Below are 17,140 nucleotides of genomic sequence, written 5' to 3'. Positions count from 1 at the left end.
TATAGTGAAAGGTAGAGTCTCCCGAAGAAGCTCTACCTCTGGCTAGTTTGATGAAAACACCTCAAACTAATACTTCTTTCAGCACGTCCAACGTCTGAACTCTTTCAAGCAGTGATAATACTGCTCGACCCTTTTCAAGCTGGCTGCAATAAAAACTTGTGATCGTTTCTAATCCTTTCTGGACACCAACAACCATTGCCTTGTCGATCGCTTGAACATCAGGCTCAAACTGTGCTCGATACTCTTTAGCTCGCACTTGCTCTGCTTCAGCAAAGGCTGGATGCATTGATGCTACAACCTCACCTAAAATTGCACTTTCGAACAATTCAAATGGTGGACAGGTTAAGCAAGGAGTTGGATCGATTGGTAGGGGGAGCGGCTCGATTAATTCAGGCGGCAAGAAGTCAAGGATGAACTCCGTCACCAAGCAGGGTGACAGTACGTGCTTCAAGATATCCTTGAATCTTTGCCCAACTTCAAACACCGACCCTTCAAACGCGAGTTCCTGCGAAGCTTGGTAAGTATAAAGGCTATTCCAAGCCGCATTGCGGAAGACTTGATAGCGCGAGCTGCGATTTGCAAGCCATAACCCAATGTTGCGATAGTAAGCTTTAATCTTGGCGTAGTTGCTTGAGGCGGTATCGGCAGCAAGCGATCGCAGGTTGATGTTGAGCTGGTGATGCCAGGTGGAATCAACAACCACGCGACCCACGCCTTCTTTAGACCCATCGTAAACTCCCACTAAGCCAAAATCGCGTGCAGGGGTTGGTCCTTTATCAAAGGTATAGGATGGCTCCGATAGGGTATGGGCACGGGCAATGATTTTTGGTCGTGTCTGAGTTGCACCTGTTTGCGGATACTCTGGGCCTGAGTACACTGTTCCATCTGCGGCAGAGAAGCTGAACGTGCCTGTCACAACGACCTGGTTGTCTTCAATGACTTGCCCTTCGTGCTGATGATCTGGGAAAACATTGATTGGTCCCAGGCTACCCGCACACAGGATTGGATGAGGTTCTTTTTGAATTGTGAAAGCACCAGTTCGTTTTGAGTACTCTGGAATCCATTCGATCGGCTGTGGCGTTGCATCGGCTTGATTCTCGCCTGGAATGTTGGTGTCTCCAGGATTGCGAGGTCGATTTGTATCGAAGCGATCGTAGCCTTCAAACGTGGGTGGATTGTCAGCTATCAACCACTTACGCATCGTCCGGACTCGCGGAATCCGGTGACACATACTCGCACCCAAATGGGCATGGTCACCTGTTGCGAAAACACCGCCCTGGCGTTCATTCATCCAGCGCGCCAATTCGGCTAACTCTGCATCTTGAGCATATAGCGGATGCGAGGTTACTTCGGTATCGATAAAAGCGCCATTACCGGGCTGCAGCCCAAAGCACCAAATTTGCTGAAATTGATCGATAACTAGATTGCCGTCTTGAGTGCTATTAAATCGAAAACCTGTGTAGTGAGGTTCCCCAACAGATGGATTGGGATTAAATGAGAAACTACCTGTTCGTGTTGCCTTCTTTACAGAGAAATAAACACTCGAAGAGAAGTTTTCTTCGAGTGCAGCAATCATCATGCTTAAGCCAAAATCCGCATCGCCGAAGGTGATCCCATCAGTCACGATGAGGATTGAGATGCGCTGCTTAAGCAGCGGCAAGTACTTTTCGAAATCGATGTAAACTGGCAATTGCTCGAAATCGCGTAGCTGGTTTAATTCAATCAATTCTCGGATCGATAGACGAGGTTTCGGCAAAGAATTACTATCCATAAAAACTTTGGATTAGAAATACTGTGCCCTCAATCTAAGTCACCCAATCGTGCCTCAGCAGGACCCTCAAGGGTAATCCCTTGTTACGAGACTTTTTGTAATTAACTTGCAACAAATGACAACCAAAAATCGACAACAAAAAACTGCTCCCGGCGAACCAGGAACAGTGATGAAACTCAATTAGATAGATCGATTCAGACGATCGCCTTAATTACTGAGCAGAAGCCAGCACCTTTTCACTAGCATTCGGATTTGCCTCCGAGCTTTCCGCTTCAGACGGCGGCACCACCTGCCAGAACTTCGGCAGAGCCTCTGACCAGTTTTCCAGGATTTCCTTTGCCTTGGGGCTACCTGTGCGATCGGCGTGAGCCTGGATCAGGTCTTTGAGCTGCTGTTCGCCTGCGGGGGTGACAACGCGCTGAACTTTAACGATTTCCGGGTTGACCTTGGTAGGGAAGCTGCCATCTTCATCGAAGAAGTAGGCTAAACCGCCCGTCATGCCTGCGCCCACGTTGCGTCCGACGCGACCCAGAACAACGACAACACCGCCCGTCATATACTCGCAGCAGTGGTCTCCGGCTCCTTCGATGACTGCCTGCGCCAGCGAATTCCGCACGGCAAAGCGTTCGCCTGCCTGTCCGTTAGCAAAGAGCTTACCGCCCGTTGCGCCGTAAAGACAGGTATTGCCGACAATCACATTTTGGGAAGGAGCATAGGTTGCGTCTGCAAAGGGTCGGATGGCAATTTCGCCGCCGTTCATGCCTTTGCCCACGTAGTCATTTGCTTCGCCTTCCAGGTTGAGCGTCAGACCCGCCAGGTTAAACGCACCAAAGCTCTGACCGACGCTGCCCGTGAAGTTGAGCGTGATCTGACCGCTAAAGCCCGTGTCGCCATACTGCTTCGCGATCGCTCCCGAAATTCGTGCGCCCAGCGATCGATTGGTGTTGACCACCCGGTAAGCCTTGCTGATCGTGCCGTGAGTCGCGATCGCTTGCTGAATTTCGGCATCTGCCAGGATTTCGTCATCCAGCACTGCGCCGTTGCTGTGAACCGTTTCATGCTCTAGCCAGCTTCGATCGGTGCGTGTGTCCGGCAGGTGGGTCAGGCAGTCGAGATTGATCGCCTGAGTCTTGGTGAGGCTGGCATCTTCCCGCACCTTCAGCAGGTCTGCCCGTCCAATCACGTCTTTCAGCGATCGGTAGCCCAGCCGTGCTAAGAGCGATCGAACTTCCTCTGCCACGAAGTAGAAGAAATTAACGACGTGCTCTGGCATGCCGGTGAACCGCTGACGCAGCTTTTCTTGTTGGGTTGCCACGCCAACCGGACAGTTGTTGGTATGGCAGATCCGCGCCATGATGCAGCCCTCAGCAATCATCGAAATCGAGCCGAAGCCGTATTCCTCTGCGCCCATTAATGCCGCCATTAGTACATCCCAACCTGTTTTGATGCCGCCATCTGCCCGTAGTAGGACGCGATCGCGCAATCGGTTTTCGATCAGCACCCGATGCACTTCGGTTAAGCCCAGTTCCCACGGGACGCCTGCGTGTTTAATCGAGCTGAGAGGTGATGCGCCCGTGCCGCCATCGTGACCGGAAATTTGGATGATGTCGGCATTTGCCTTTGCCACACCCGCAGCGATCGTGCCAATGCCCACTTCTGCCACCAGCTTCACTGATACTTGGGCTGCCGGATTAATCTGGTGCAGGTCAAAGATGAGCTGGGACAAATCCTCGATCGAGTAAATGTCGTGGTGAGGCGGCGGGGAAATCAGCGTCACTCCGGGCTTCGATCGACGCAGCATCGCAATGTAAGAGCTGACCTTCTTACCGGGCAACTGTCCGCCTTCACCCGGTTTTGCACCCTGCGCCATTTTGATTTCGAGCTGTCTGCCACTCATCAGGTATTCAGGAGTCACCCCAAAACGACCCGATGCCACCTGCTTGATTGCTGAACTTGCCGTATCACCATTGCGTAAGCCTTTCAGATGGGAGAACGCAGCCGATTTGCCGTTTTCATCCACATCGTTCAGAACCTTGAAGCGCACCGGATCTTCGCCACCTTCGCCAGAGTTCGACTTGCCGCCCAGGCGGTTCATCGCGATCGCCAAAGTCTCATGCGCCTCCCGCGACAGCGATCCAAGCGACATTGCCCCCGTACAGAATCGCTTGACGATTTCTTCCACAGGCTCCACTTCTTCGAGCGGGACAGAAGGACGATCGCCTTTGAAATCTAGCAAGTCGCGCAGAGCCGTCACCGGACGCTCCGACAGGTATTTCTTGTACAGCTCGTAATGGTCGTAGCTCTTGTCGCCCACCGCTTTGTGCAGGTACTTTGCCATTTCCGGGCTGTTCATGTGGTACTCGCCGCCCGGTTTGTAGTTGAAGAAACCAAAGTTCTCCAGCTTCTTCGTCGTCAGTTCGGGGAAGGCGCGGCTGTGAACAGCAATGATTTCCTGTGCCAACTCACGAATGCTGATGCCGCCCACGCGAGACGCAGTTCCCTCAAATGCCAGGTGCAGCAGATCGTCGCCAATGCCGATCGCCTCAAAGATTTGCGCCCCCTGATAGCTTGACAGCAACGAAATTCCCATCTTCGAGAGGATCTTGAGCAAACCTGCCTCGACCGCCTTGCGGTAGTTATACTGTGCGCCCGTAATGCTGATCGCCGAGAGTTTGCCCGTTTCCATCTGCTTCTGGGTCTTGGCATCAAACCACCAGTGGCGCACCGTTTCCCAGGCAAGGTATGGACAAATCGCACTGGCTCCGTAGCCAATCAAGCAGCCAAAGTGATGCGTGCTCCAGCACTGTGCCGTATCTACAATTAGCGAGGCTTTCATCCGCAGTCCCTGGCGAATCAGGTGATGGTGAACCGCGCCTACTGCCAGCATCGGCGGGATATAGCTGTAGTCCTGACTTAGATCGCCTTCGCCCGATCGATCGCTGAGAATCAAAATTTGCTTACCCGATCGCACCGCAGCCGTCGCTTCCTGACAGAGCTGTGTCACTGCCCGCTGAAGTCCATCAGGACCATCTGCCACTTTAAAGAGAGTAGACAGGGTCGCCGTCTCTAAGCCCGACTGACGAATCTGCTCCAGGTCGCCATCGTTGAGCACCGGAGATTCCAGCTTCAGCAGCCGCGCAAACTCTGGCTTCGCCTCCAGCAAGTTGCCCCGCTCACCCAGCGACATTCCCAGCGACATCACCAGGCTTTCCCGCAGGGGGTCGATCGGCGGATTTGTCACCTGGGCAAACCGCTGCTTGAAATAGTCATACAGCAGGTGAGGCTTACTCGACAGCACTGCCAGCGGAATATCGTCACCCATGCAGAAGGTCGGCTCTTTGCCCTGAGATGCCATTTCCTGGATGATCATCTCCACGTCTTCCGTGGTGTAGCCAAAGGCAGTCTGGCGACGCAGCAGGGCGGGTGCTTCGAGCTGACGCGCATCGGGGAATTCCTGTAGGGTCAGCTCACAGCGATATTGCTGAAGCCATTGTCGGTAGGGCTGTTGCTGGGCGATTTGCTGCTTGAGTTCCCAGTTCTTCAGAACTTCATTCGTTTCCAGGTTGAAGGCGATCGCCTGTCCCGGACCGAGCCGTCCCTTCTCCAGAATCTCAGATTCGGGCAGATCGGTCACGCCTGCTTCCGATGCCACCACAATGTAGCCGTCTTTGGTGATGCTATAGCGTGCCGGACGGAGACCGTTGCGATCGAGCGTTGCACCCACAATCTTGCCGTCGCTAAACACCAGCAGCGCGGGACCGTCCCAGGGTTCCTGAAGTCCACTGTAGTAGTCGTAGAAATCAGTAATTTCGGGATAATTTGCCAGGTCAGGCTGATTTTGATACGCCTCTGGAACCATGATCATCACGGCTTCAAGCGGCTGTCGCCCCGACTGAACCAGCAGCTCCATCACATTATCCAGGTTGGCAGAGTCGCTGTTTTCGGGATTGACCACGGGCATCAGGTCAGCAAATCGATCGCCCCACACCGGATGCGACAAGCCCGGCTCTCGCGCCATCATCCAGTTGATATTGCCCAGCAGCGTATTAATTTCGCCGTTGTGACCCAACAAACGCATCGGCTGTGCCAAGTGCCATTTGGGCATCGTGTTTGTGCTGAAGCGACGGTGATACACCGCAAACACACTCTGATAGAGCGGATTCTGGAAATCCTGATAAAACTCGCCCAGTACCACCGATCGCACCATGCCTTTATAAACAATTGTGCGGTTCGAGAAAGAGCAAATATACAGCTCGTTCAATTTGGGCTCCTGCGCGGCGGCATCTTCAACAGCTTGCTGAATTTGCTTGCGGGTCAGATAGAGTCGTCGCTCCAGATCATCGCCCCGAAGGGAATCAGACTGGACAATCACCTGCTCGATCTGCGGCTGGTTTTCCCGTGCCTGAATGCCCAATACCGCAGGCTTTACCGGGACTTCGCGCCAGCCCAGCACCTTCAGCCCTGCCGCCTGAATTACGCCGTTAGCTATCTCGCGCACCATTGAGGCGATCGAGCTATCTTGGGGCAAAAACACCATACCCACGCCCAAAGTAGCCGTGTCAGCCGCCTGAATGCCCTGTGCCGAAAGCCAATCGCGCAACAACTCCCAGGGAACTGCCGTCATTACCCCTGCGCCGTCTCCCGAATCCTGGTCTGCGCTACAGCCACCCCGATGCTCTAAACAGGTTGCAGCGGCAAGTGCTTTTTGCACTAGCTCATGACTTTTGCGCCCCTGCTGATCGGCAATAAAGCCCACTCCGCAAGCATCCCGCTCCTCAACTAGCCAACGCTGCCCTGCATAACCCATATTGATTCCCTGTTGATTTTGACGATCCTGATTCACGCTTGAACTACTCCCATGAGGTGATTAGACTTGCCCACTGAACTTGCCCGCTGATTCAATTCATCCCCTGAGGGTGCTGGGTAACGACAGCCGCACCATTTCTGATTCGTTCCTGATATAAATTTCCCGCGATTCTTTCCCCTGGTTTCTCTATGCAGGCGCAGCCATGAGGGACTGCCAAGCTGTACTGTCGCCACTGCTTCTAATGACTCCGCTCAAACACTCACAAAGGTCATCGCCCTTCGACCCAATTTCGGAGCTGAGGCAAAAATCACCAATTTGCGCCAGAGGCTGGCAATGCAGAAATTTTAGACAGAGTGAAGATCTTATAAAAACTCAATGTCCTTGACAATCCCTCACCTCAGTTGAGTCTATTTAAGGGTTGCAGTTCTGGTATGCCAGTGGTTTACCCTGTCGGGTTTATCCCACTGATTGAGGCGATCGTCTCCGCAAGCTTGATCATGCTTCTTTCTTTATTATGAAGCGAACTTTACGTTCCTAGGGGCAATCGCGCCCAATTTTCAGGATTAGCTGACATCTGAAGCGATCGGCAGGAAACATAATTTCACTGGAAAGGTAGAAAATTCAAAGACAAAACGGTAGATAACAAGTTAACAACAATTTGTAACGGTCTGGCGGCAACTTGAAACAATCGACGGAATTCTAAAAGGAAAGAAACTATGCTGAACAGCAGCAGTTTTCTGGTTGCTTCTTTTTCTCTCCCCACACCGTGACTAACCCTAGAATTCGCACCCATCGCCGTCGTCGGTATCATCAACGCCGATTGACCTACGTTCCTCAGACCTTCAGCCTGAAGCGGGTTCATTGGATTTTAACCGCTCCCCTGCTGGTCGTTGCTCTGTCCCTGGCCCTCACAAGGCAGCGCGTCATTGCTAATACCTTTGAGCAGCCCATTCCTCAAAAAGCGTTTCTCAGTCCTGCCTGGGTTCCCACCCTGGCGCAGGCAACCATTCCAGTTCCGCTCACTCGTCAAGGCGGGCAGATCACGCTCAATGGTCGTCCGCTCGACGCGATTTGGAGCCAGCGACAGCAGCAAATTGGCATCAGCGATGCTGCCTTAGCCCGCAGGTTCGGCGTCAATCTTCTGAGCAGCAACGACGAAACTCAGCAGCCGATCGAGTGGTTTTCTAATACTGCCGATGGCACACAGGCTCCGCTCAAGCTAAGCACTTGGCTGACCGAGCAATATCGCTATCTCAATATCTCGACTCTGGCGCAACAGTTTGGCTGGGAGATGCAGATATCAGGGGCAAATTTGCAAATCAACACCCCGCCCGCAAAAATTTTGTCTGTCCGGCAGGGGCGGCAGTCCTGGGGCGATCGCATTGTGATTGATCTCGATCGGGCAACGCCCTGGCTAATCAGCGAAGAAGGCAATGCAGCCGTCATTACTCTCGATGCCCCGATCGCGCCTGCCTTGCTGCGGGGGTTTTCAGGGCGACCGGGCAGCTATATCCGAGGATTGAATGTGGCAAGCAGCGGCGATCGCACCGTGATCCGCCTCCGGTTTGCTGATGCTGCCCGTCCAAGGGTCTGGTCGCTGAATAATCCCAACCGGATTCTGGTTGACATCCGTGCCGATGCGCTGCAAGAGCAGAGTATTGCCTGGTCGCCGGGAATGCGCTGGGCTCAGCAGTATGTCAATTTGGGCGGCGATCGCTTTCCGGTGGTTGCGCTAGAAATTGATCCCCGCAGTTCAGAAGTGCAGCTCAAGCCAATCTGGGGCAATCCAGACATGAAGGGCACCCAGCCTTTGGTGACAACGGCTCAGCGATCGCAGGCAGCCGCAGCTATTAACGGTGGATTTTTTAACCGCAATAATCAATTGCCTTTGGGCGCAATTCGACGAGACGGGCGCTGGATGTCGGGTCCAATCCTGAATCGGGGCGCGATCGGCTGGGATGAAAACGGCAATGTCACGATCGCACAGCTCAGCATTCAGGAAACCCTCCTTGCTGGCAACGGCAATCGAATCACGCTGCGATCGCTCAACAGTGGCTTTGTCAATGCAGGCACAGCCCGATATACGCGAGAGTGGGGAGCCAGCTATACGCCAATCCTCAATAACGAAGTGGTTATGACGGTGCAGAATAATCAAGTCGTGCGGCAGCAGCAAATGGGTCTTGCCGGACAAACGCCGGTTTCTATTCCTTCAGACGGTTACTTGCTCGTCGTGCGATCGGATAGAACTGCCTCGGAAGCCCTTAGAGCTGGAACTTCTGTCCAGATCGAGATGGCAGTCCAGCCGGATAACTTTAGCCGCTACAGCCAAATTTTGGGGGGTGGTCCAGTCCTCATGCTTAATGGGCAAATTGTGCTGAATCCAACAGCAGAGCAGTTTTCAACCGCTTTTATTCAGCAGGCTGCTTCTCGAAGCGTGATTGCAACGACTGGGGCAGGTAAACTCATGCTCATCACCGTGCATAACCGCATTGGGGGCGCGGGTCCAACTCTCGCAGAAACTGCACAGATCACACAGCAGCTTGGCGCAATGAACGCCCTCAATTTAGACGGAGGTAGCTCAACGTCCCTTTATCTTGGAGGTCAGTTAATCGATCGTCCTGCCAGCACTGCTGCCCGTGTCCACAACGGAATTGGCGTATTTGTGCAGCCTAGGCTGTAGTTATGCCGAAGCTGTGCCGAAGTTATGCCGAGGTTTGGCAATGCAGCCGCTTGCGTTCTAAGTAATCCTTCGGTTGCGGCAAAAAGTTTCATAAAGTCAGACTGGCTCTGACGGCTTAGATTGTAAAGAGGGTATGTGAATTGAATGAACTGGAGGCAATTGTCTTGGGGCAGCTTAGATGACTTTGCTATATTCACTCCAGAACGGCAATTCACGTCATGCTTGTTCTCTCCCCGCTCAAACTCGCCCTCAGGATTGGATCGCTGTTTTGAATCGATCGTCTCATCCAAAGCTGCAAACTGGCTCCCTCGTCTGTTCTTGTCAGTCCTACTCGCCCAACTCCTACAAATCCTTGCCCTCTCAACTTCCAGCCCTACAGATTCCAGCCCTATCAATTTCCAGCCGTTAAGCATTCAACTTAGCTTTGTCAGCATTGGAGGAAAAAAGTCGTGGCTCAAGCCAAAGAAGCAACTAAATCGGCAGCCCTGAGTCTGACCAGCCCTGTAAATGCTCCCAGCATTGCAGCAACAGAACTTCGCCCTTGGGGAGCGTTTACGGTTCTGGAAGAAGGGCAGGGCTACAAGATCAAGCGCATTGAAGTAAAACCGGGACATCGCCTCAGCCTACAGATGCACCACCACCGTAGTGAACACTGGATTGTTGTATCGGGCACAGCGCGAGTTATTTGCGGTGACGAAGAAAAGCTGGTGTTCTGCAACCAGTCCACCTATGTGCCTGCCTGCACCCAGCACCGCCTGGAAAACCCCGGCGTCATTCCCCTCGTGCTGATCGAAGTGCAAAACGGTGAGTACCTGGGCGAGGATGACATCATTCGCTTTCAGGATGACTACGCCCGCGAAAAATAGACGAATCTCGCAGTTCTGTCGATCGGGCGTTCGACGAATTCAAACAATTGAGACGTTGGCTTGGGGGCAGTAAGCCCCTTTTTTTAATGTTCGCAAACCGTCACGGAATTTCTGGCTCTCCTTGACGCAGGATTTCTAATTCTCCTTGGCACAGGGAAAATAATGATCGCTTTACTCCGTATGAATAGAAAGTGTGAATAGAAAAAATCGATCGCAGTAAGATAGTGAACGATAAAAACCGCGAAAAGAAGATAGCAAAGACTATGATTCACCTGAGCCAGGCGGCAGTGACCGAAGTAAACCGCATCCAGGCACAATCAAGCAAGGCTCAACCTTTATTTCGGCTGAGCGTTCAGGCAGGAGGCTGTGCGGATTTGCACTACGTGCTGGAACTGGACAAGCAGCAGCAGTCAGGGGATCAAATCATTCACTGCGATGGAGTGCAGATTGTGATCGATTCCCAGAGCCTGCAATACCTGAAAGGACTGACGCTGGACTATACCGAAGACCTGATGGGCGGCGGCTTTCGCTTTCACAATCCCAATGCAGTGCAAAACTGTGGCTGCGGCAATTCCTTTTCGATCGCGCCGTCATCTTAAGTCTAGAAAGCAGCCAGTCTAAAATTAGCCGTTGTGCCTCAATGCCTGTTCTTATTTCTTTGGCAGGGGCTGTTCTGGCGCATCTATCAACAGCGTCGTGGGCGGAGCCGTTGCTAACGGATCAAACTTAGAAGCTCGAATTCGATCGCCTGTCTCCTTAATAAAGCTGGCGATCGGCACGGAAATAATCAGCCCTAAACCGCCTGCAATCTTCAAACCAATAAACAGCGAAATCAGCATCCAGACAGGATTCAGCCCAGTAATGTCGCCAATAATGCGCGGACCCACTACGTTGTCATTAATTTGCAGCACGATCAGCGCAATCAGCAGCACCTTGACGCCAAGCCAGAAATTTTGCAGGGCAAGCAGCAGACTCACCACGATAATGCTGCTTACGCCACCCAGGGGCACTAGGCTACAGGCTCCAATCACCACACCAAACAGCAGCGCGAGCGGCACACCCAGAATAAACAGCGTCGTGGTCTGCTCAACGCTCAAAATCGTTGCTAGCGTTACCTGACCCACGATAAACCGCTCAAAGTTGTCCGGCAGAAATTCGCGAATCTGTGTATTCCACTGTGCCGGGAGCCAGCTCAGTAGCCCCGTCCACAAACTCTCCCCTCGCAGCACCAGAAACGCCGCAAACACGATCGTCAAAAACACATTCACAATGCTGCCGATCGCCCCAAATACCAGACTCACGAGCTGTCCGGTCAAGAGCCGCAGGGTGCGCGAGAGCCGATCGCCCAGCTGGGCAATATTCTGCACCACGTTTTCCCGAATGTCGATCGGGAGCTGCTGCTCGGCTGCCCAGGTTTCTAGACTGTTGAGCTGCTGCCGACCCGACTCGATCCATTCCGGCAAGCGTGTCAGCAGTTCGTTTGCCTGTCGCAGAATTAGCGGACCCAGGAAAAAGCCCAGCGTAATCAGCAAAAAGATGAACACTAGAAAAACCAGTGTCACCGAAATGCCTCTGGGCATATTGAGCTGTGCTAGAAACCGAATCGGATAATCGAGCAGGAAGGCGATCACCGTTGCTGAAATTAAAATGCTGACAAGGGGTTCCAGCTCTCGCACCACGAGCAGCAGCAGCCAACCATTCAGAAACAGAAGTGGAAACGCCAATCCCCAAGTGATAAAGCGTGGGACTCGGCTGAGGGCTTGAAACATAGAATGCAACCGAACAAGCTGGAGCAAGACTCCAAGAAGATTATGGATTTAAGAATGCCATATTTCTCTAGGATCTGGCAGTTACCCAAAGTCAGAACTTGGACGAGTTCATCGCGCTAGCCCTGACCCAATTTTTCCAGAGCGGCTTCTGCCTGAGCCAGACCATCCCGGTTATTTTGCTGCTCATAAAGGTCGCGGGCTTGCCGAAATGCAGCGATCGCCTCATCAGCGCGGTTTCGTCCTTGAAGGGCTTGACCTAGATAGAAATGCGCATCGGCATCCTGCGGTACGAGTTCAGTCAGTTCCCGGTAGGTAACGATCGCCAGCAAATAGTTTTGCTGCTCCAGATAAAGCTGACCCAGTTCAACATAAGCCTCTTTCAGATTGGGCTGCACCGAGATTGCCTGCTGATAAAGGGCGATCGCCTGCTCAACATTTCCCTGTGCCTGATAAACATCAGCAATCTGCATGCGGATCACACCGTTGCGCGGCTCTAGATCTGAAGCCCGCTTCAGCGCATCCATGCCTGCCTGAGTATTGCCCAGATTCAGCAGCGCGACACCCAGATTAAGCTGAATACTGCCGCGACGGGCATCCAACCGAGCCGCCTGCTGAAGTGCCTGAAGTGCGTCCTGATAGTCTCCTTTTTGTAGGTAGGCAGAGCCGATCGACTCATAAATGCGCGCATTGTTAGGACGCAGAGCCAGCACCCGCTGATAGGCTGCGATCGCGCCTTCCAGATTGCCCTGACGTGCCAGCACAATTCCTAGCCCCAGATAGGCATCGACATTATTGCGATCGATCTGGGTTGCGCGCTCATAAGACTGTGCCGCGTTTTGATAGTTGCCCAAGCTTGCCTGACTGAACCCCAGCGCATAGTAGAAGTCGGCGTTGTCTGATTCTAGAGAAATTGCCTTCTCATAGGCTTCTGCGGCTGCCTGAAAGTTGTTTTGTCGCGCCTGAAGAAAACCGATCGCCGAAAAAATTCGAGCATTGTCTGGGGCGAGCGTGGCGGCTTGCTGATAAACCTCGACCGCCTGGGACAGGTTGCCTGCCCGCACCAGATTTTGTCCTTGCTCAAAGAGCTGATTTAGCCGCTCGTCGTTATCCGCAGCGGTCGTTTGAGCCAGACCAGGCTGGGCGATCGTCAGCAGGGGGGGTACGCTAGCAAGACTCGCCGAAAGCAAAACGCCAACAGTGAATAGAGTAGGGCGGCGCAAGGGTAAAAAGTTCATCTAGAATCAACTTGTCAATGTGAGGACAACCAATAGATGATTCTATCAACAACCGATGTCATTCAAGGCGCGATCGTCCAGTCCTATTTGGGAGTTGTAACGGCAGAAGTGGTCTACGGTGCAAATGCACTGCGCGATTTCTTTGCTGGAATTCGGGATATCATCGGCGGACGCACTGCCAGCTATGAGCGGGTGTTTGAGCGAGGACAGCAAGAAGCCCTGGACGAACTGGCAAGACGGGCAGAACAGCTAGGAGCCAATGCCGTGATTGGAATCAAAGTAGACACAGGCACGATTAGCCTCGATCAGGCAGGTAGCCTGCTATTGATTACGGCAACAGGTACGGCAGTCTATTTTCAAAGTCCGCAGTGAGTCAGCAAGCAAATCAACAGAAACCATGTTATCCGTCAGGTAAGCAGTCTTCCCGGCTCTTGTCCCTGACTTGCACCAAAGCTGAACCGTTACGCTTCTAGCTGCTTCTAGCTAAGCCTTTATATAAGAATGCCTAGAACAGGATCTATCCTGCGAGAGATTAAGCTTTTCTTCATTCTTAGGATATGCTTTGGACGAAATAGTGAATCCATTAACCCCCGACTAGCCTGTAGGTTGGGGGATTTTGTCGTTCTTCTTTTTCGATCGCGCTTTTCCCTTCGAAACAAAGAGAATCTGCCTTTAGCTAGAGTGTCATTCGATTAACCCTTCGTCACAATCAGGCAAGTGCCCCTTACTCCAGAGAAGCCCCCGGTTCAGGTCAGCCGGGGGCTTTTGTTCGTTGAGAAGCTTGTGGACGGACTAGAGAATAGCGTCCTGATGGCATTCCGGCTCCCATTGGTGAAGCGTAAAAAGAACATTGACGGTACTGGGTTTGCCCCCTAGTATGATTATTATTAGATTAAAGTAAACAAATATTAAGAACAGGCTGTTACCACTCTCATTTTTGCTCTGCCGCATTAGCTTGCTCTGCCGCATTAGCTTGCTCTGCTGTACGAACTCGTTGAGAGGGCTTTTTCAGTCCATTTCTTTCCCTATCTCAACCCGTTTCTAAATCGCGTCAATGTCCAAACAAGCTGATAAAAATTATTCGGTTCGAGTTCTGTTTAGCGTTCTGGCAACCCTGCTGATCACGGTTTTGTCTTGGTCGATCGCTCCTGTCGCTCACGCCTACAACAATCCTGAGCTGCTTCCTGATCATCAAACCCCAGTAATTGATCTGGCAGACTCTCTCACCACGACTCAGCAAGAGACATTAGAGCAGGATTTAGCCCAGTTTGAGGATGAGACAGGCTGGAAACTACGGGTATTAACTCAGTACGATCGCACACCAGGGCGAGCTGTCAAAGACTTTTGGGGGCTGGACAACCACAGCGTGATGCTGGTAGCTGACCCGCGCGGTGGCAATTTGCTCAACTTCAGCGTTGGAGATGATCTCTTTAATTTAATGCCACGCACTTTCTGGATCGAGCTGCAAACGCGCTACGGCAATCAGTTCTTTGTACGAGACAACGGGGAAGATGCCTCGATTCTGGGTGCGCTGGGCTCGATTAAAACCTGTATCCGGCAGGGGGGCTGCCAAGTTGTACCGGGGCTTCCGCGAGAGCAGTGGATTCTCACCCTGATTACTTCGCTGATTGGCGGCGTGGTGTTTGGCTTTGCCGCTCAGCCGCGTGGCTCAAAGCAAGCCTTCTCCTGGCAGTGGGCACTGATTTTTTCACCGCTTTGGGGCATTTTATTTATTGCCTTTGGCATTGGACCTGTTGTGACCCGGACTTCAGACTGGCTCCCTCTCTTCCGCAACATTGCCGGATTTATGCTGGGCGCGCTGGTTGCATACCTGTCCCCCATGCTTCGTAATTCATCTTCAACCTCTGAAACCTGATGTTGCTCAATGACTCTCAAGGGGAAACTGCTTCCCGCTGCCCATTGAATCACTCCTTTAAGCTTGGACAGCAGACTGAATTCCGCGTATGATCTAGCAGGTCTGCGGTCTAATGCAAATGTCTCGATCGCTTTTTCGATCGCAATCTGCTCATTCCGCCTGCATCAGTCGTCTGCATTTTCGGGGTAGTGATGGAGTGGCATATCACCGATGCTGAAAGTCTCAGAATCATTGATACCGAAATCGGTGAGCATTCCTTTTCACCTTCGGAATATGAGATTGTACGTCGGATTATTTACGCAACGGCTGACTTCGAGTACAAGTCGTTGATTCGCTTTTCAGATCAAGCTCTACAAGCCGGAGCTGCTGCCCTCGCTGCCCGCAGTACGATCGTGGTCGATGTGCCAATGGTGCAGGTCGGAATCGCGCCGCTTATTCAAAGCACGTTTTCCAATCCAGTTTATTGCAGCATGGATGCACTCACTCGTCCACAGCGCGAAAAAACCCGCGTTGCCTGGGGTATCGAAACGCTGGCACATCGCTACCCAGAGGGCATTTTTGTCATTGGACAGGAACAAACCGCCCTAATTGAGCTAGTGAAATTAATCGAAACCGAAGAAATCAAGCCCGCCCTGGTGATTGGTACGCCTGCCGGATTTGTGGGGGTGGGCAAGGCAGTGGAGCGGTTAAAAGATTCGCTCGTGCCCTATATCCACATTCAAGGACGCAAGGGAAGTGCAGTGGTTGCGGCGGCGATCGTCAATAGCTTAGTTGACCTGGCGTGGCAGGCATACGGTAAGGACAATTAAATCAGCGAGGCGAATGAACTAAAGCCGAACTAAGGCTAATTGTCTCGCAGATCATCAGGATAGGAATCAAGCTGGAGCGGAGGCCTGCGCGGGGAGCGACGAGACTGCCGATCAGGGTTAGCACGATTGCCGCGAGAGCGATTTCGGTAACGCTCCGTTCTGGCTCCAGGGTCGTCAAAACGATCGTATGGCTCGTTGTTTGCAAGTCGATCGCCGTATCGATCGTCATTTTGGTTGCCCAGTTCCCCAGAATAATCGTCGTATCGCTGATCAAATCGATCGCTGCGCCGCTCCTGGAAGGAATCGTCAAAGTCCTGCGCTGACCGCTCCATGCGCTGACAGAGTTCAGCAAAAATTTGCCGCTGCAAATAGGGATAGTCAGACACCCAGAGGTCATAGTCAAGCAAATAGACATCTGAAATTTTGGAGATCAGGCTGAGATCGCGCCGATCGGACATCACTACCAGAGCTGCGCGATCGCCCGGACGAATGCCCCGATGTTCACGCTGAAGCGGCACCTGAATTTTTGTACCAAAGCCGCTATCGTCACCAATCTCCAAGTTGAGGCAGCGTTCCCGGTTTTCAATCACTACCAGATCGCCGCGCTTATTCACAGTTTCTTCTGTGCCGATCAGTTCTTCGCTAAAAAACACATCCAGGACTTCTGCCTGCAAAAAGCCGCTATATTTATATCGCCGACAAGCCAGATTTCGCTGCGTGGAAAAAAAGATGGGCGACCACAGCCAGTAAAACGCTGTCGCAAAACCAAGCATGAAAAAGATATTCCGAAACGCCCCGCCCAGAAGAAATTCAATTAGAACGATCGCCACCACCGCCGTCAGCGAAAACAGAAATCGCCGCAAAAAGTCTGAAGGTTTGCCCCAGTAATACTTGTACTGTCCTCCGGTAGCAAAGATTGGAATCAGTTCCTCAAATTTCTTGCGCGTTAAAGGAATCAACATAGCCTGAAGATGCGATCGGTTAACCGGAAAATGACGGAATCACTGCTCTGAGCCTAGCATCAGTCTGTTTGATTTGCCCCTAATCTACTCCTGATCTGCCCGCTTCCCCCTCAACTTCCCCTCAACTTCCTCCACCCCACGAACCTCAAAACCTATTAAGCCGGAAAGAGTTCAGTGCAAAAGGTAAATTTACGGATTTCTGATTCGTCGAGCCGCCGTTTCTCGTATAACTTCCGTACTTGTCTCGACGTGATAAGGCGTGGGGAAAAGACACAATGAATTCACTTCTGGAGAACGCACTCAGAAAAACTGAACAACTAGGGGGCAATTTGGTTGTACAGGTTCTTCTGGTTAAAGCGCGTCCT

General features: G+C 52.3%; 13 protein-coding genes. 8 read left to right on the top strand and 5 right to left on the bottom strand.

The annotated features are described in order from the left end of the window. Positions 1-61: 61 nt before the first annotated feature. The gene (locus NDI45_RS06540; protein ID WP_190794228.1) at positions 62-1,624 is read right to left on the bottom strand and encodes a hypothetical protein; all 1,563 of its coding nucleotides are present in this window, start codon (positions 1,622-1,624) and stop codon (positions 62-64) included. A gap of 358 nt (positions 1,625-1,982) precedes the next feature. After that, on the bottom strand, positions 1,983-6,578 hold the full coding sequence (gene gltB / locus NDI45_RS06535) for a glutamate synthase large subunit (RefSeq protein ID WP_348246856.1): 4,596 nt from the start codon (positions 6,576-6,578) through the stop codon (positions 1,983-1,985). A gap of 766 nt (positions 6,579-7,344) precedes the next feature. Here gltB and NDI45_RS06530 point away from each other — a divergent pair. The 4 genes from NDI45_RS06530 to NDI45_RS06515 all read left to right on the top strand — a co-directional run bounded on the left by NDI45_RS06530 (position 7,345) and on the right by NDI45_RS06515 (position 10,723). Beyond that, a complete protein-coding gene (locus NDI45_RS06530) occupies positions 7,345-9,258 on the top strand; it encodes a phosphodiester glycosidase family protein (RefSeq protein ID WP_348246806.1) in 1,914 nt (637 codons plus the stop codon). Between the two features lie 178 nt (positions 9,259-9,436). Then, positions 9,437-9,667 carry a hypothetical protein gene (locus tag NDI45_RS06525; RefSeq protein ID WP_190794226.1) on the top strand — a complete coding sequence of 77 codons (231 nt, stop codon included), beginning with the start codon at positions 9,437-9,439 and terminating at the stop codon, positions 9,665-9,667. Between the two features lie 40 nt (positions 9,668-9,707). Beyond that, positions 9,708-10,124 carry a cupin domain-containing protein gene (locus tag NDI45_RS06520; protein WP_190794225.1) on the top strand — a complete coding sequence of 139 codons (417 nt, stop codon included), beginning with the start codon at positions 9,708-9,710 and terminating at the stop codon, positions 10,122-10,124. Positions 10,125-10,387: 263 nt separating this feature from the next. Continuing rightward, positions 10,388-10,723 (top strand): iron-sulfur cluster assembly accessory protein, encoded by a 336-nt coding sequence (locus NDI45_RS06515; RefSeq protein WP_190794224.1) that lies wholly within the window; start codon positions 10,388-10,390, stop codon positions 10,721-10,723. A 51-nt stretch (positions 10,724-10,774) separates the two neighbouring features. Here the strand turns inward: NDI45_RS06515 and NDI45_RS06510 are convergent, their stop codons facing one another. Beyond that, positions 10,775-11,893: an AI-2E family transporter gene (locus tag NDI45_RS06510; protein ID WP_190794223.1), complete on the bottom strand. Its 1,119-nt coding sequence runs from the start codon at positions 11,891-11,893 to the stop codon at positions 10,775-10,777. A 116-nt stretch (positions 11,894-12,009) separates the two neighbouring features. Next, the gene (locus tag NDI45_RS06505; protein ID WP_348246805.1) at positions 12,010-13,128 is read right to left on the bottom strand and encodes a tetratricopeptide repeat protein; all 1,119 of its coding nucleotides are present in this window, start codon (positions 13,126-13,128) and stop codon (positions 12,010-12,012) included. Between the two features lie 36 nt (positions 13,129-13,164). Here NDI45_RS06505 and NDI45_RS06500 point away from each other — a divergent pair, with 36 nt between their 5' ends. The 4 genes from NDI45_RS06500 to NDI45_RS06485 all read left to right on the top strand — a co-directional run bounded on the left by NDI45_RS06500 (position 13,165) and on the right by NDI45_RS06485 (position 15,813). Next, positions 13,165-13,500, top strand: a complete 336-nt coding sequence (locus NDI45_RS06500) for a YbjQ family protein (protein ID WP_190794221.1) — start codon at positions 13,165-13,167, stop codon at positions 13,498-13,500. Positions 13,501-13,845: 345 nt separating this feature from the next. Then, positions 13,846-14,004: a hypothetical protein gene (locus tag NDI45_RS06495; RefSeq protein WP_348246804.1), complete on the top strand. Its 159-nt coding sequence runs from the start codon at positions 13,846-13,848 to the stop codon at positions 14,002-14,004. Positions 14,005-14,182: 178 nt separating this feature from the next. Beyond that, positions 14,183-15,004 carry a TPM domain-containing protein gene (locus NDI45_RS06490; RefSeq protein ID WP_190794219.1) on the top strand — a complete coding sequence of 274 codons (822 nt, stop codon included), beginning with the start codon at positions 14,183-14,185 and terminating at the stop codon, positions 15,002-15,004. A gap of 191 nt (positions 15,005-15,195) precedes the next feature. Continuing rightward, positions 15,196-15,813 carry a precorrin-8X methylmutase gene (locus NDI45_RS06485; protein WP_190794218.1) on the top strand — a complete coding sequence of 206 codons (618 nt, stop codon included), beginning with the start codon at positions 15,196-15,198 and terminating at the stop codon, positions 15,811-15,813. A gap of 35 nt (positions 15,814-15,848) precedes the next feature. On the opposite strand, the gene NDI45_RS06480 is transcribed toward NDI45_RS06485, so the two are convergent. Continuing rightward, positions 15,849-16,775, bottom strand: coding sequence for a phosphate ABC transporter permease (locus NDI45_RS06480; RefSeq protein ID WP_190794217.1), 927 nt, complete (start codon positions 16,773-16,775; stop codon positions 15,849-15,851). Positions 16,776-17,140 lie beyond the last annotated feature (365 nt).

It is taken from the genome of Leptolyngbya sp. GB1-A1, from assembly GCF_039962475.1.
Taxonomy (GTDB): Bacteria; Cyanobacteriota; Cyanobacteriia; order Elainellales; family Elainellaceae; genus Leptolyngbya_A.
The sequence above is the reverse complement of the archived record's forward strand: the minus strand, read 5'-3'. Positions and strand labels throughout refer to the sequence as shown.